This window comes from Arthrobacter sp. JSM 101049 (genome assembly GCF_041679245.1).
Taxonomy (GTDB): domain Bacteria; phylum Actinomycetota; class Actinomycetes; order Actinomycetales; family Micrococcaceae; genus Arthrobacter_H.
This window is the reverse complement of the sequence record NZ_JBGFFC010000002.1, coordinates 116,061-131,385: the sequence shown is the minus strand read 5'-3', so window position 1 is coordinate 131,385 and position 15,325 is coordinate 116,061. Positions and strand designations below refer to the sequence as shown.

At 69.9% G+C, this 15,325-nt stretch carries 12 protein-coding genes; 9 read left to right on the top strand and 3 right to left on the bottom strand.

Annotated elements, in window-relative coordinates; genetic code table 11:
• Positions 1-42 precede the first annotated feature (42 nt).
• The 9 genes from AB8M85_RS05775 to AB8M85_RS05735 all read left to right on the top strand — a co-directional run bounded on the left by AB8M85_RS05775 (position 43) and on the right by AB8M85_RS05735 (position 12,160).
• Positions 43-2,100, top strand: a complete 2,058-nt coding sequence (locus AB8M85_RS05775; RefSeq protein WP_372697830.1) for an APC family permease — start codon at positions 43-45, stop codon at positions 2,098-2,100.
• Positions 2,097-3,473: a class I SAM-dependent RNA methyltransferase gene (locus AB8M85_RS05770; protein WP_372697829.1), complete on the top strand. Its 1,377-nt coding sequence runs from the start codon at positions 2,097-2,099 to the stop codon at positions 3,471-3,473. Before AB8M85_RS05775 ends, AB8M85_RS05770 begins: the two co-directional genes overlap by 4 nt.
• A 114-nt stretch (positions 3,474-3,587) precedes the next feature.
• A complete protein-coding gene (acnA, locus tag AB8M85_RS05765; RefSeq protein WP_372697828.1) occupies positions 3,588-6,293 on the top strand; it encodes an aconitate hydratase AcnA in 2,706 nt (901 codons plus the stop codon).
• 102 nt (positions 6,294-6,395) lie between these two features.
• The gene (locus AB8M85_RS05760; RefSeq protein ID WP_372697827.1) at positions 6,396-7,064 is read left to right on the top strand and encodes a GNAT family N-acetyltransferase; all 669 of its coding nucleotides are present in this window, start codon (positions 6,396-6,398) and stop codon (positions 7,062-7,064) included.
• 60 nt (positions 7,065-7,124) lie between these two features.
• Positions 7,125-9,092, top strand: a complete 1,968-nt coding sequence (gene dxs / locus AB8M85_RS05755) for a 1-deoxy-D-xylulose-5-phosphate synthase (protein ID WP_372697826.1) — start codon at positions 7,125-7,127, stop codon at positions 9,090-9,092.
• Positions 9,089-9,676 carry a DUF402 domain-containing protein gene (locus AB8M85_RS05750; protein ID WP_372697825.1) on the top strand — a complete coding sequence of 196 codons (588 nt, stop codon included), beginning with the start codon at positions 9,089-9,091 and terminating at the stop codon, positions 9,674-9,676. Before dxs ends, AB8M85_RS05750 begins: the two co-directional genes overlap by 4 nt.
• 72 nt (positions 9,677-9,748) lie before the next feature.
• Positions 9,749-10,321, top strand: coding sequence for a hypothetical protein (locus tag AB8M85_RS05745; RefSeq protein WP_372697824.1), 573 nt, complete (start codon positions 9,749-9,751; stop codon positions 10,319-10,321).
• 116 nt (positions 10,322-10,437) lie between these two features.
• Positions 10,438-11,412 (top strand): aldo/keto reductase, encoded by a 975-nt coding sequence (locus AB8M85_RS05740; RefSeq protein WP_372698530.1) that lies wholly within the window; start codon positions 10,438-10,440, stop codon positions 11,410-11,412.
• Between the two features lie 10 nt (positions 11,413-11,422).
• Positions 11,423-12,160, top strand: coding sequence for a hypothetical protein (locus AB8M85_RS05735; RefSeq protein WP_372697823.1), 738 nt, complete (start codon positions 11,423-11,425; stop codon positions 12,158-12,160).
• A 4-nt stretch (positions 12,161-12,164) separates the two neighbouring features.
• Here the strand turns inward: AB8M85_RS05735 and AB8M85_RS05730 are convergent, their stop codons facing one another.
• The 3 genes from AB8M85_RS05730 to AB8M85_RS05720 all read right to left on the bottom strand — a co-directional run bounded on the left by AB8M85_RS05730 (position 12,165) and on the right by AB8M85_RS05720 (position 15,324).
• Positions 12,165-12,593 (bottom strand): Rieske (2Fe-2S) protein, encoded by a 429-nt coding sequence (locus AB8M85_RS05730; RefSeq protein WP_372697822.1) that lies wholly within the window; start codon positions 12,591-12,593, stop codon positions 12,165-12,167.
• Between the two features lie 69 nt (positions 12,594-12,662).
• Positions 12,663-13,106, bottom strand: coding sequence for a ubiquinol-cytochrome c reductase iron-sulfur subunit (locus AB8M85_RS05725; RefSeq protein WP_372697821.1), 444 nt, complete (start codon positions 13,104-13,106; stop codon positions 12,663-12,665).
• 88 nt (positions 13,107-13,194) lie between these two features.
• Positions 13,195-15,324, bottom strand: coding sequence for a 3-hydroxyacyl-CoA dehydrogenase NAD-binding domain-containing protein (locus tag AB8M85_RS05720; protein ID WP_372697820.1), 2,130 nt, complete (start codon positions 15,322-15,324; stop codon positions 13,195-13,197).
• Position 15,325 lies beyond the last annotated feature (1 nt).

Here is a 15,325-nt window from a genome sequence, read left to right as displayed (position 1 = left end):
GCGTGTATGACAGATGCGCCGCCAACGGGCTAACTTTGACTGGTGCTGACGTTCCTCGACGCGCTGAAGCGGATCCTGGTTGGCAGGCCATTCCGCACCGAACGGCTGAAACAGGCGCCGTTGCGCCGGCGGCTCGCGCTTCCCCTGCTCTCCTCCAACGCGCTGTCCTCGGTGGCCTATGCCCCCGACGAGGTCCTGATGACCCTGGCCATCGCCGGGGTCTCGGCCATCTACTTCTCGCCGTGGGTCGGCGTCGCCATCATGGCGGTCATGCTGGTGATCATCGCCTCGTACCGGCAATCGGTGAAGGCCTACCCCTCCGGGCGCGGGGACTACGAGATCGCCAGCGCCAACCTTGGCCCGCGGGCCGGGACCACGGTGGCCGCTGCGCTGCTGATCGACTTCGTGCTCACCGTGGCGGTGTCCATGTCCTCGGCGGCGCACTACGCGGTGGCTGCCTTCCCCGTGCTCAGCGGCCACCAGACGCAATTGGCCGGCGCCGGCGTCGTCCTGTTGGCCGTGTTGAACCTGCGCGGACTCGGCCGGTCGCGGCTGGGCAAGGCGCTGCCGACGTACCTGTTCATCGGCGCGATGCTGGTGATGATCCTCGCCGGGGCCATCAGCGCCGGCCTGGGGACGCTGGGCGCGGCGCCCAGCGCCGGATTCGAGATTGTTCCGCAGGCAGGATACGACTCCTCGCTGACGGGCCTGTTCGGCGCCGTGCTGGTGCTGCGCGCCTTCTCCACCGGTTCGGCGGCGCTGACCGGCATCGAGGCCCCCATTTCCAACGTGCAGAACCTGGCCCGCCCCCGGGCCCGCAACGCCGCCTCGATCCTGCTGATGCTCGGCGTCATCGCCACCGTGCTGACCCTGGGCACCATGTTCCTGGCCCGGGCCGCCGGCGTGCACGTGGTGGAGGACCCGCAGGCGAACCTGCACGCCGACGGCGGACCGCTGCCCGCCGACTACATCCAGCACCCCGTCCTGGGCCAGCTCGCCCAGGCCGTGTTCGGCGCCGGCAGCATCGGCTTCTTCGCGATCCTCGCGGCGACCGTCGCGGTGCTGTGGATGGCCGGGCACACCGCCTTCACCTCGTTCCCGAACCTCGCCTCGCACCTGGCCACCGACGGCTACCTGCCCCGCCAGCTGCGCAAGCGCGGGGACCGGCTGGGCTTCAGCAACGGCATCATCGCCCTGGGTGTGGGCGCCCTGGTGCTGGTGCTGATCTTCAACGCACACGTGGCCACGCTCATCCAGCTCTACGTCGTCGGGGTGTTCGTCTCCTTTACGCTCAGCCAGCTGGGCATGGTCCGGCACTGGACCCGCCAGCTGGCCAGCACCGCGAACCCGCGGGTGCGGCACCGGGTCATGCGCTCGCGGCTGCTGAACCTCGTCGGATTCGTGCTCACCGCCGCCGTGCTGGTCATCGTGCTGGTCACCAAGTTCATCTTCGGGGCCTGGCTGGCGGTGCTGGCGATCCTCGTGCTCTACCTGGTCATGTTCTCCATCCACGCCCACTACGCGGCCGTGGACCGGGAACTGGCCGTCGACGACACCGGCACCGCCAAGGCCCTGCCCGCCCGCGTGCACGCCCTGATCCTGGTCTCGACGCTGCGCAAGCCGGTGCTGCGGGCCGTGGCCTTCGCCCGGGCCAGCCGGCCCTCGAAGCTCGAAGCGGTCATCGTGGACATCGACCAGGAGGCCACCGCCCGGGCCGTGGCCGAATGGGACCGCCTGCAGATCCCGGTCCCGATCACCGTGTTGGCCTCGCCCTACCGCGAGACGGCGGCGCCGATCATCGACTACATCAAGGGCATCAAGTCCGATTCCCCCCGCGACCTCGTCGTGGTCTACATCCCCGAGTACGTCGTGGGACGCTGGTGGGAGCAGCTCGTGCACAACCAGACGGCGCTGCGCATCAAGACCCGGCTGCACTTCGAACCCGGGGTCGTGGTCGCCAGCGTGCCCTGGCAGCTCTCCGAGGAAACCCACGGGCGGGCCCTGTTCGAGGCCGAACGTGGCGACCACCACCCTGAGCATGCGGGCCAGGACCAGACCGGACAGAACACACCACAGCACGACGGCGGGAGCACCACGTGAGCACTCAGGCAGCACAGATCCCGGGGGAGCTGATCGAGGTCGAGATCGGTGCCCCGGCCCACGGCGGGCACTTCGTGGCCCGCCACGAGGGCCGCGTGGTCTTCGTCCGCCACGCCCTGCCGGGCGAACGCGTCAGGGCGCGGCTGACCGACGCCGGCGCGGGGGCCCGTTTCTGGCGCGCCGACACAGTGGAGGTCCTGGACGCCTCCGAACACCGCGTAGCGCACTTCTGGCCCGCGGCCGATTCGCTGGCCCGCCATGCCGCCGGGGAACTGCCGGTCGGTGGGGCCGAGTTCGGCCACGCGGAACTGGGATACCAACGGGAGCTGAAATCCGCCGTCGTCCGCGAACAACTCGAACGGCTGGCCGGGCTCCGCGCCGCCGAGGTCGGTTTCGCCGGTGTCGAGGCCGCCCCCGGGGAACGCCCCGATGGGCTGGGCTGGCGTACCCGGGCGGCGTTCAGCGTCGACGGGGCCGGCCGGCTGGCCATGAACGCCCACCATTCGGACCGGCTCGTGCCCATCGCGGACCTGCCGTTGGCGGTGGACGCGGTCAACGAGCTGGGCCTGGGCGGGATGGCGTTGCACGGGCTCGAGCGGATCGAGGTCGCCGCACCCTCCGGGGCGGGTGCCCCGCTGGTGCTCCTCGTCGAGCGCGACACGGCCAAGGCCGGCGCCGCCGCCCGTATCGCCAAGGCACTGCCGGAGGGCACGAACGTTGCGGCCATCACCCAGCAGGGGGGACCGGCCGCCGATGGGTCCGGGACGCTGCGACGGATCCGGGGCCGGACCTGGGTCGCCGAACGGGTGGCCGGGAACGACTACCGGGTCACCGGCGAGGGCTTCTGGCAGATCCACCGCAGCGCCCCCGAGGTCCTGAACGAGGCCGTGCAGCGGATCCTGGCGCCCGGGCCGGGACAGGTGTACGCCGACCTCTACGCCGGTGCCGGCCTCTTCACCGTGCCACTGGCCCGGGCCGTCGGACCGGAGGGCCTCGTCCTGTCGATCGAGGGGGCCCCGGGGACCAGCAGGGACGCCCGGCGCAATGTTCACGGGTTCGACCAGGTCGTCGTCCGCCAGGGGCGCGTGGAGAAGGTGTTGCGCGCCGAGGCGGCCCGGTTGCCGACCGGGTTGGACGGACTCGTCCTGGACCCGCCGCGGACCGGGCTAGGGCGCGCCGCGGTGGCTGCCGTGGCCGGTGCCCGACCGCGGCGGATCGCCTACGTGTCCTGTGATCCGGCGTCCTTTGCCCGGGACATCCGCGACTTCGCGCTCAAAGGTTACGCGCTCGAGTCGCTGCGTGCGCTGGACCTGTATCCGCATACCCACCATGTGGAGTGCATCGGGGCGCTTGTCCCGGCGGCGAAAGGATAGACTGGCCCCGAGCTCTGCCGCCATCCCATCGTGCCCCGCCACCGGTTAGGTTCGCCTTACTGGCGGGGGGCGCGGGCGTGCAACAAAGATGAAAGTCTGGCGAGAGGAGTCCCAGTGAGTAATGTGGACAGCTTTGGTGCCAAGGGCGTATTGGACGTCAATGGCAACGAATATGAAATTTTCCGGCTGAACGCGGTCGAGGGCAGCGACAGCCTTCCGTACAGCCTCAAGATCCTTCTGGAGAACCTGCTTCGGACCGAGGACGGCGCCAACATCACCGCCGACCACGTCCGCGCACTGGCCCAGTGGGACGAGAACGCCCAACCGAGCACCGAAATCCAGTTCACCCCGGCACGCGTGCTGATGCAGGACTTCACCGGCGTGCCCTGCGTGGTCGACCTCGCCACGATGCGCGAGGCCATCAAAGAACTCGGCGGCGACGCCACGCGCGTGAACCCCCTGGCTCCGGCCGAGATGGTCATCGACCACTCCGTGCAGATCGACGTGTTCGGCAACGACAACGCCGTCCAGCGGAACATGGACATCGAGTACCAGCGCAATGGCGAGCGGTACCAGTTCCTGCGCTGGGGCCAGACCGCGTTCGACGACTTCAAGGTCGTCCCCCCGGGAACCGGCATCGTCCACCAGGTCAACATCGAGTACCTGGCCCGCACCGTGATGACCCGCGAGGTCGACGGCACGCTGCGCGCCTACCCGGACTCCTGCGTCGGCACCGACTCCCACACCACCATGGTCAACGGCCTGGGCGTGCTCGGTTGGGGCGTCGGCGGCATCGAGGCCGAGGCGGCCATGCTCGGCCAGCCGGTCTCCATGCTCATCCCGCGCGTGGTGGGCTTCAAGCTCTCCGGCTCGATCCCGGCAGGTGCCACCGCCACGGACGTCGTGCTGACGATCACCGAGATGCTGCGCAAGCACGGTGTCGTGGGCAAGTTCGTCGAGTTCTACGGCGACGGCGTCGCCCAGGTGCCGCTGGCCAACCGCGCCACCATCGGCAACATGAGCCCGGAGTTTGGCTCCACCGCCGCCATGTTCCCGATCGACGACGTCACCCTGGACTACCTGCGCCTGACCGGCCGCTCCGAGGAGAACGTTGCACTGGTCGAGTCCTACACCAAGGAACAGGGCCTCTGGCACGATCCGAGCCGCGAGATCCGCTTCTCCGAGCGCCTCGAGCTGGACCTGTCCACCGTGGTCCCCTCCATCGCCGGACCGAAGCGTCCGCAGGACCGCATCGAGCTGACCAGCGCCAAGGAGCAGTTCCGCAAGGACATCCACAACTACGCCGCCGGCGACGCGGACGCCCTCAACGTGGGCCGTCCCTCGAAGGCTGTCGACGTGAAGATGGCCGACGGGCGCGAGTTCAACCTCGACCACGGCATCGTCTCCATCGCCTCGATCACCTCGTGCACCAACACGTCCAACCCCTCCGTGATGCTGGCCGCCGCACTGCTGGCACGCAATGCCGTCGACAAGGGCCTCGCGTCCAAGCCGTGGGTCAAGACCTCCGTTGCCCCGGGCTCGAAGGTCGTCACCGACTACTACGAGAAGTCGGGGCTGACCCCGTACCTGGAGAAGCTCGGCTTCTACATCGTCGGCTACGGCTGCACCACCTGCATCGGCAACTCCGGACCGCTGGAGCCGGAGATCTCCGAGGCCATCCAGGCCAACGACCTCTCCGTGACCTCGGTGCTCTCGGGCAACCGGAACTTCGAGGGCCGGATCAACCCGGACGTGAAGATGAACTACCTGGCCTCCCCGCCGCTGGTCATCGCCTACGCCCTGGCCGGCACCATGGACTTCGACTTCGAGGTCGACCCGCTGGGCCAGGACGACGCCGGCAACGACGTCTTCCTTAAGGACATCTGGCCGAACCCGGTCGAGGTCCAACAGGTCATGGACTCCTCGATCGACAAGGAAATGTTCGCCAAGGGCTACGACGGCGTGTTCGACGGCGACGACCGCTGGAAGGAGCTCGACACCCCGGCCGGCGACACGTTCGAGTGGGCCGAGGACTCCACCTACGTCCGCAAGCCCCCGTACTTCGAGGGCATGAAGGCGCAGCCGGAGCCGGTCTCCGACATTGAGGGCGCCCGCGTGCTGCTGAAGCTGGGCGACTCGGTCACCACCGACCACATCTCCCCGGCCGGCTCGTTCAAGTCTGATTCGCCGGCAGGCCAGTACTTGCTGGCCAACGGCGTGGACCGGAAGGACTTCAACTCCTACGGCTCCCGCCGCGGCAACCACGAGGTCATGATCCGCGGCACGTTCGCGAACATCCGCATCCGCAACCAGCTTCTGGACAACGTAGAGGGTGGATTCACCCGCGACTTCAGCCAGGCCGGCGGACCGCAGGCGTTCGTCTACGACGCAGCCGTGAACTACGAGGCCGCCGGCACCCCGCTGGTCGTCATCGCGGGCAAGGAATACGGTTCCGGCTCCTCGCGTGACTGGGCCGCCAAGGGCACCGCGCTGCTGGGCGTCAAGGCCGTCCTGGCCGAGAGCTACGAGCGTATCCACCGCTCCAACCTCATCGGCATGGGCGTGCTGCCGCTGCAGTTCCCGGAGGGTGAATCCGCAGCGACCCTGGGCCTGGACGGCACCGAGTCCTTCGCGATCTCCGGTGTGACCGAGCTGAACAACGGGACCACCCCGTCCACGCTGAAGGTCACCGCCACCGGCGAGGACGGCTCCACCAAGAGCTTCGATGCGGTCCTGCGCATCGATACCCCCGGTGAGGCCGACTACTACCGCAACGGCGGCATCCTGCAGTACGTGCTGCGCCAGATCTCAGCCAAGTAGGCAGGGACACCGCACCACAGGGGCGGGCCATCCGGGAAACCGGGTGGCCCGCCCTGCGGCGTTAAAGCCCGGCCGGGGCGGGGCGCACCCTAGACTCACCCCATGGAGAACCCGACGATCCCGTGGCCGCTCTTCGACCTGCGCCTGACCACCCGGCGCCTGGTGTTGCGCCCGATGACCGACGACGACATCCCCGCCTTCATCGCCGCGGCCCAATCCGGCATCCACGACCCGGCACGCAGTCCCTTCTCCTACCCCTGGACGTCCGTGCCGGAGGCCGAGCTCCCGGCGAACATGGCCGTGCACGTCTGGCGGACGCGGGCGCAGACCACGGCCGCAGCGTGGACGTTGCCCTTCGGCGTCTGGCACGAGGGGGAGTTGGTGGGCATGCAGGATCTGGTGGCCGTGGAGTTCGGCACGCTGCGCACCGTGTCCACCGGTTCCTGGCTTCGGCAATCGGCGCAGGGCCGGGGGATCGGCACCGAGATGCGCACCGCCGTCGTCCTGTATGCCTTCGACCATCTCGGAGCCGAGGTGGCCGAGTCCGAGGCCGCAGGCTGGAACGCGGCATCGCTGGGTGTCTCCCGCGCGGTCGGCTACGAGCCCAACGGCATCCACCGGAAGCAGTGGAGTGCTGCCGCAGAGGACGTGCAGCTGCTGCGGCTGACGCCCGACCGGCTGCATCGCCCCGCGTGGACCTTGCACGTGGAGGGGCACGACGGCGTGGCCTCCTTCCAGGGGCTGGGTGCCGCGGTGCACGCGGACTCGTGATCGGGTGAGGGGCGGCAGTACGATGGATTGATCTTCACGGCATCGAAAGGACGACCCCGCATGGGATTGCTTGAGACCATCGGCGAGCCGAGCGACCTGCGCCGGCTGAGCTTGGCGCAGTTGCAGGACCTCGCCGAGGAGATCCGGTCCTTCCTGGTCGCCAACGTCGCCCGCACCGGCGGGCACCTCGGGCCCAACCTCGGCGTTGTGGAACTGACCCTCGGCATCCACCGGGTTTTCGACTCGCCGACCGACTCGATCGTCTTCGACACGGGCCACCAGTCCTACGTGCACAAGCTGGTCACCGGCCGGCAGGACTTCTCCACGCTGCGCCAGCAGGGCGGGCTGGCCGGCTACCCGGAACGGGCCGAATCGGTCCACGACATCGTGGAGTCCTCCCACGCCTCGTCCTCGTTGTCCTGGGCCGAGGGCATCTCGCGGGCCCGCAAGATCGCCGGCGAGGGCGACCGCTACGTCGTCGCAGTCGTCGGGGACGGCGCCCTGACCGGTGGCATGGCGTGGGAGGCCGTGAACAACATTGCCGCCGACCCGCACCGGCGGGTCGTCATCGTCGTCAACGACAACGGCCGCTCCTACGCCCCGACCATCGGCGGTCTGGCCGAGCAGCTGGCCGGGCTGCGCCAACGCACCCTGGACAAGGTCCGGACCCACCCGGTCTACGAGGACACCCTGGCCTGGTGGAAGGACCGCCTGCAGCAGGGCGGGGCGGTCAGCCGCTTCACCTACAAGTCGCTGCACGCCACCAAGAAGGGCATCAAGGACTGGTGGGCCCCGCAGGGCCTGTTCGAGGACCTGGGCATGAAGTACATCGGCCCGATCGACGGACACAACCTCGCCGCCGTCGAGGAGGCGCTGCAGCAGGCGCGCAACTACGAGGGCCCGGTCATCGTGCACACGCTCACCGAGAAGGGCCGCGGCTACCCGCCCGCACTGGCGGACATGGCCGACCAGATGCACTCCGTCGGGGTCATCGACCCGGAGACCGGCGAACCGGTCCAGCGCCCCGGCGCCCAGTCCTGGACCTCCGTCTTCGGCGAGGAGATCGCCGACATCGCGGACGAACGCGCCGACATCGTCGCGGTTACCGGGGCCATGCTCATCCCCGTGGGCCTGTCCACGATGGCCGAACGCCACCCGGACCGGGTCATTGACGTCGGCATCGCCGAACAGCACGCCATGACCAGCGCCGCCGGTATGGCCTTCGGCGGGCTGCACCCCGTCGTCGCCCTCTACGCCACGTTCCTGAACCGGGCCTACGACCAGCTGCTCATGGACGTGGCACTGCACCGGGCCGGTGTCACCGTCGTCCTGGACCGTGCCGGGGTGACCGGTCCCGACGGGCCCAGCCACCACGGCATGTGGGACTTGGCGCTGCTGCAGTCGGTCCCGGGCCTGTCGCTGGCCGCCCCGCGCGATGCGACCCGGCTGCGCGAGGAGTTGCGCGAGGCCGTGGCGGTCAACGACGCGCCCACGGTCGTGCGCTTCTCCAAGGGCAGCGTCGGCCAGGAACTGGAGGCTATCGAGCGACTCGACGACGGCGTGGACGTCCTCGCCCGGCACGGCTCCGGGGACCGCGACGTGCTGATCGTCGCCGTCGGCTCCATGGCCTCGCTCAGCCTGGACGTCGCCGAACGGCTCGAGGCCCAGGGCGTCAGCTCCACCGTCGTTGACCCGCGGTGGGTCCTGCCGGTGGCGCGCTCCATCATCGGCCTGGCCGCCCGCCACCGCATCGTGGTCTGCATCGAGGATGGGGTGAAGGCCGGGGGCGTCGGCTCGCGGATCCGCCAGGAGATGCGCGCCGCAGGCGTCGACACCGCGCTGAACGAGGTCGGCCTGCCCGTGGAGTTCCTCAAGCACGGCTCACGCAACCAGGTCCTGGAGCGCGTGGGCCTAACCGCCAACCAGATCGCGCAGGATACGCTGGCGCAGGTGCTGGGCACCAAGGTCCCCTTCGCCCGCCCGCTGCCTGGCCAGGACCTGCCCACCGGCCAGATCCCGCGACTGTGAGCCTGCCGCAGGGACTGGCGGCATCGCCGGAGGGCATCGCGGAGGGCGACTTCGTGATGGCCCGTGCCTGGAAGTACGACGGCGGGGCCCACTGGGTCGTGCCCGGCCGGTACCTGGGTGCCGATGACCACGGGCACTGGGTCATTCAGCCCACCGGTTCGCTGGTCTCCCGCCCCGGCTCGGCCTTCCACGCCGCTTCCGATGCCATCTGCCTCTTCCCCCGGCACGGCGACTGGGTCGGCACGTTCTACGATGAACACCATCCGGAGCGGCTCCGCGTCTACCTCGACGTGTCCCACAACCTCGGATGGCGGCCGCTGAAGCCGGTCGGCTGGGAGTTCAACTCCATCGACATGGACCTGGACGTCGTCGGCACCGCCGACGGATCTGTCCTGCTCGACGACGAGGACGAGTTCGCCGAGCACGCGCAGCTGATGGCCTACCCGCCGGAGCTCGTGGAGCGGATGCGCTCGGCGGCCGCGGACCTGCTGGCACGGGTGCGGGACGGGGACGAGCCGTTTGCCTCCACCATCGACACCTGGTTCGCCCGCGGCAGGCGCCTGGTGGCGCAGGCAGTAGGCTAGTTCCCGAGGGGCCGCCGCCACCGATCGGTGGCCGGCCTGCCACGCCAACGCCATGACCCGAGGAGAACCCCCATGCCGATCCAGCGAACCTACCGGCGCGACGACGACGGGGTCCTGCAGTTCCGCGAGGCCTGGTTCGAACAGGCCGACGGCGAGCCGACCGGCCAATTCGTCGTGAACCACGGGACCGTGGGGCACCAGTCCACCACCCAGCAGGCGGTCGACGTGGACGCCGAGAAGGGCACCGCGCTGATGGAGGCCTTCGCCCAGCAATGCTCCGAGGACGGGTACGCCGAACTCGCGGACTCGGACCAGTCCTGGGTGATCGCCCAATATGCACTGAAGTCCGCCGCGGGTACCCAACGCGACGAGTACCTGCGCGACAAGGCGGTCGAGGCCCTGCGTGGGCACCTGGCCTGGCGCGGACTGGGCACCGTGGAATCCAGCGACTTCGCGCCCCGCAAGCTCAATATCCGCATCCTGTCCCCTGAACCTTCAAAGGCGGTCTCCGCGATCACCGTCTGCATCCGGCAGGCCAAGCTCGACTTCACCAAGCTCTCGATCGGCGTCGCCCCGTACGAGGACCCCGACGCGGCGAAGCAGAAGTACCCGATGCCGCCCAAGGGCCCGTTCTCGCTGTCCTGAGACCCGCTTCCCCGGCCCGCCCACCGGCCCATCCCGCGCCCCTCCCGAAAGGATCCCTCGACGTGAGCACCGCCAGCAACTCCACCCGCACCCCCGCCCCGCAGGCACACCCCGACATGGAGTACCGCCGCCTGGGCCGCTCGGGTCTCACCGTCTCCGTCGTGGGGCTGGGCTGCAACAACCTCGGCCGCAGCGGCACCGCCACCGAGACGCAGGAGGGGACCGACGCCGTCGTGCATGCCGCCCTGGACGCGGGGATCACGCTGTTCGACACCGCCGACACCTATGGCCGCGAACCCGGCCTCTCCGAGGCCCGTCTCGGCAAGGCCCTCGGCGGGCACCGCGACGAGGTCATCGTCGCCACCAAGTTCGGCATGGACGCCGGCGGCGCCAACGGGCGGGACTTCGGCGCCCGCGGGTCCCGCCGGTACATCATGCGCGCCGTCGAGGCCTCGCTCGGCCGGCTGGGCACCGACTACATCGATCTGTACCAGTTCCACACCCCGGATCCGCTCACCCCGATCGACGAGACGCTGGCCGCCCTGGACGACCTGGTCGCCTCCGGCAAGGTCCGCTACATCGGCCACTCCAACCGGGCCGGCTGGCAGATCGCCGAGGCCGAATTCACCGCCCGCTCCGGCGGCTACACCCGCTTCGTCTCCAGCCAGAACCACTACAACCTGCTGGACCGCCGCGCCGAGCTGGAGGTCCTGCCGGCCTCGCAGGCCTACGGGCTGGGTGTGCTGCCCTACTTCCCGCTGGCCAACGGGCTGCTCACCGGCAAGTACTCCACCGGCCGCGCCCCCGAAGGCAGCCGCCTGACGCATTCCCGGCAGAACCTGCTGGAGAAGGCCGACTTCGACCAGCTCGCGGAGCTGGGCGACTTCGCCGCCGCCCGCGACCTCGCCCCGGTCCAGGTCGCCTTCTCGTGGCTGGCCGCGCAGGCCCCGGTCTCCAGCGTCATCGCCGGGGCGACCCGCGTCGACCAGGTCCGGCAGAACGCAGCGGCAGCCAGCTGGACGCCGACCGCCGAAGACCTGGCCGAACTGGACCGGATCTTCCCGCGCGAGCCGAAGGTGGCCCTCTTCTAAGGGGGGCGCCATGTCCACGCCGCGGGGACTTCTCGACGCGACGCCGGAGTTCGAACGCTGGGAGGTGTTCGGGGACGGCCGCCAGCGCATCGGTGCGATGCGCCGCGTCTGGAAGTACTCGGTGCTGTTGACCCGTGTCGCCCTCGAGGGCGAGAACGGGCCCTACCTGGCCGAATCGCGGATCCGCTTCATCCCGGGCATCGACTGGGATCTGAGCTGGTTCCACGCCACGGGAATGGCCGAGCCGGTGCTGCTGCACAATCCAGCGAGCTGGACCCACACCGGCAGCCTGCCGGTCGTCGGCGAGACGCTGCGCACCCGCGACGAACGCGAGTTGCCGCCGGGCCTGACCCGGCAGGTGGCGGCCGGCACGCTGCCGGGCTACGGCGAGTACCTGGTCCTGCGCCGGCTGGTCGCCGCGGGCAGGCGCGAGGCCTCATGGTCTGCGGTCGACGACGCATCCGGCACCGCGCAGGACACCCGGTTGTCCGCGGTCGAGGACCCCGAACCACCGGACTACGTTCTGGCCAGTCTCGATGCCCCCGGCGCGGTCCTGCGCTTTGACCGGGAGGTCGACGGCGTCCGGCAGGCCAGCCATTGGGCCGTCGACCACCGGGTGGTCGCCAGCGAGTGGAACGGGGTTCATTCCATTGCCCTGCGGGACGACTCCGAGTCCGCCGGCTGGGAGGCCATCGCCGGACTGCAGCCGGGGAGCGCGGACTTCCTGCTCCACGGCGTCCGCCGCTGATCGACTACAGGTAGATCAGCACGTCCTGCCCGTCGATGGCCGCGGCATAGCGGCCCAGGGGCTTCTTGGCGGGACCGGCGACGGGGGAGCCGTCCTCATGGGAGAACTCCGAACCGTGGCAGGGGCACTTGAAGTCGTTCTTGCCCAGCCCGACCGTGCAGCCCTGGTGCGTGCAAATGGCGGTATAGGCCAGGACAGTGGACTCGTCCTGGCGGTAGAGCAGGTAGGTGTCGCCCTGCACGGCGACCGAGAGGCTGCCACCCACCGGCAGGTCCGCTGTGGTGGTCGCCTTGGCCGGCTGGCCCGTGGGATCCGGAATCGCCTGGGGTTCGTTGCCGCCGCCGCAGGCCGCCAGAGCGGCGCCGGCGCCGACCGCGAGCGTTCCCCCCAGGATCGTACGGCGTCCGGTCGCATGCGCTGTGAACTGTTCCATAGGCACATTGTGGCACCGGAGGGCCCGGACGGCGAGGGCTCGAACCCGCAACGCAGGTTCCCGCGACACCTACGGGTAGAGGAGGATCTTCCCGTCGGAGACCTCGGCGGCGTACCGCGTCAGCGCATCACGGGCGGGCCCGGCCGTGGCGGTTCCGTCCTCGGCGCTGAAGTGAGAGTTGTGGCACGGGCAGTGGAAATCGCCCTCGCCCGGGCCGACCTGGCAGCCGGCGTGCGTGCAGACGGAGGTGTAGGCCAGGACGGTCTGCTCGTCCTGGCGGTAGAGCAGGTAGGCGTCGTCGGAGCCCTCCCGGGCGACGTTGACCATGGACCCGACCGGGAGGTCGGCCGCGTCGGCGACGACCAGCGGCTTGCCGGAGGGGTCGGGGATGGCCTGGGGGTTGTTGTCCGGTGCCGCGGAGGAGCCGTCCCCGCACGCGGTCAGCGCGGTGGCTCCGGCGACGAGCGTGGTTCCCAGGACAAGGCGGCGGCAGGGGCGTGCGATGGTACTCATGCCAACGATTCTTTCATGTTGTGCGGCCCGGGTGCGCCGCCTCGGGCCCTGCGCCGCACGTGTCCGCCGCCGCTGCGCCCGAGGATCCTCAGTCCGTGTGGAAGCGGGTGCCGCGCACCCGCTCGGAGGCACCCACGCGGTCCAGGTACGGCGTGATCCCGCCCAAGTGCATCGGCCAACCGGCGCCGAGGATCATGCACAGGTCGATGTCCTCGGGTCCGGCGACGACGCCCTCGTCGAGCATCATGCCGATCTCCTCGGCCAGCGCGTCCTGGGTGCGCACGAGCAGCTCCTCGGCCGTGCTGGGTGAGTCCCCGAACTGGAGCAACGCCAGGGTGGAGTCCGGGATCGACTGCGTCCCGTCGTCGTTCCTGGCCCACAGCGACTTCAGGCCGTTGTCGATCAGCGCCTGCTGGTTGGCCGACACGCGGAACCTGTCGCCAAATGCGGCGTGCAGCGATTCGGTGACGTGTTGGGCGACGGGGATGCCGACCATGGCCAGCAGCGTGAACGGGCTCATCGGCAGGCCCATGGGGCGCAGGGCGTTGTCGGCGACGTCGGCGGGTGTGCCGTCGTCGAAGGCGTTGGAGACCTCGCCCATCAGCCGCAGCAGCACGCGGTTGACGACGAAGGCCGCCGAGTCCTTGACCAGCACCGCGGTCTTGCGCAGCTGCTTGGCCACGGCGAAGGCGGTCGCCAGCACGACGTCGTCGGTCTTCGGCGCACGCACGATCTCGATCAGCGGCATCACGGCCACGGGGTTGAAGAAGTGGAACCCGACGACGCGTTCGGGGTGCTTCAGGTCCGCCGCCATCTCCGTCACGGACAGGGATGAGGTGTTGGTCGCCAGGATGCACTCGGGGGAGACCACGGCCTCCACCTCGGCGAAGACCTGCTTCTTGACCTGCAGTTCCTCGAAGACCGCCTCGATGACCAGATCGGCATCGGCGAAGGCGTCCTTGGTGATGGAGCCGGTGACGAGGCCCTTCGTGCGGTTGGCCGCATCGGCGGAGATGCGCTTCTTGGCCAGCAGCTTGTCGACCTCGCCATGGATGTAGGCCAGGCCCTTGTCGACCCGTTCCTGGTCGATGTCGGTGATGACCACCGGGACCTTGAGGGCCTTGGCGAACAGCAGGGCGAATTGCCCGGCCATGAGCCCGGCGCCGACGACGCCAATCTTGGTGACCGGGCGGGCGAGTTTCGCCTCGGGGGCGCCGGCCGGGCGCTTGGCGCGCTTCTGCACCAGGTCCAGGAAGGCGTAGACCGTGTCCTGGAACTGGGGCGTCTGCATCAGTTCGGTCAGGGCGGCGCATTCGAGCCGGGCGGACTCGGCCTGGCTGATCGTCTTTCCCGCCTCGAAGACGTCGAGGACCTTGCCCGGCGCCGGCGCGGCATTCGCGGTCTTGGCCTCCACGAAGGCGCGCGCCTTGGCCGCTGCAGCGTCCCAGCGCTCTGCAGCCGCGGAGTCGGCGGCGGGGTCGACCGCGTGCGGGCGCTCGACCGCGGCTCCGCCGAGGACGGAGTCGGCCCAGGTGAGCGACTGCTCGATGAAGTCGGCGGGCTCGAAGAGGGCGTCGGCGATCCCGAGCTGGTGGGAAGCGGCGCCGTTGAGCGAGCGGTTGTTGTTCAACGGGTTCTCGATCATGACGGTCATCGCCGCTTCGGGGCCGATCAGGCGCGGCAAGCGGTAGACGCCGCCCCAGCCGGGGACCAGCCCGATGAAGGCCTCCGGCAACCCGATGCCGTTGGCCCCGGAGGAGACCGTGCGGTAGGTGCAGGCCAGGGCGATTTCGAGCCCGCCGCCGAGGGCGACGCCGTTGATGAAGGCGAACGTCGGGACCCCGAGATCGGCCAGCAGGTCGTAGGCCGCGTGCCCCAGCTCGGCCATCAACACGCCGCTGTCGGAGTTCTTCAGGGTCTTCACGGTGGTCAGGTCGGCCCCGGCCACCAGGAAGTGCGGTTTGCCGGTCACGGCCAGGGCGGCGATGTCCCCGGCGGCCGCGCGCTCGTGCTGGCGGGACAGCTCGCGGCCCAGCTCGATGAGGGTGGCCGGGCCCAGTGTCGTTGGCTTGGAGTGGTCCAGGCCGTTGTCCAGGGTCAGCAGTGCCAGCGTCTTGCCGGAGGGCAACTGGACGTCGGAGACCAGCGTATGGGTGACGATCTCGTCGGGCACCTGCTCGGCGAGCACCCCGAAGCGGTCAAAATCCTGTGCAGCCATG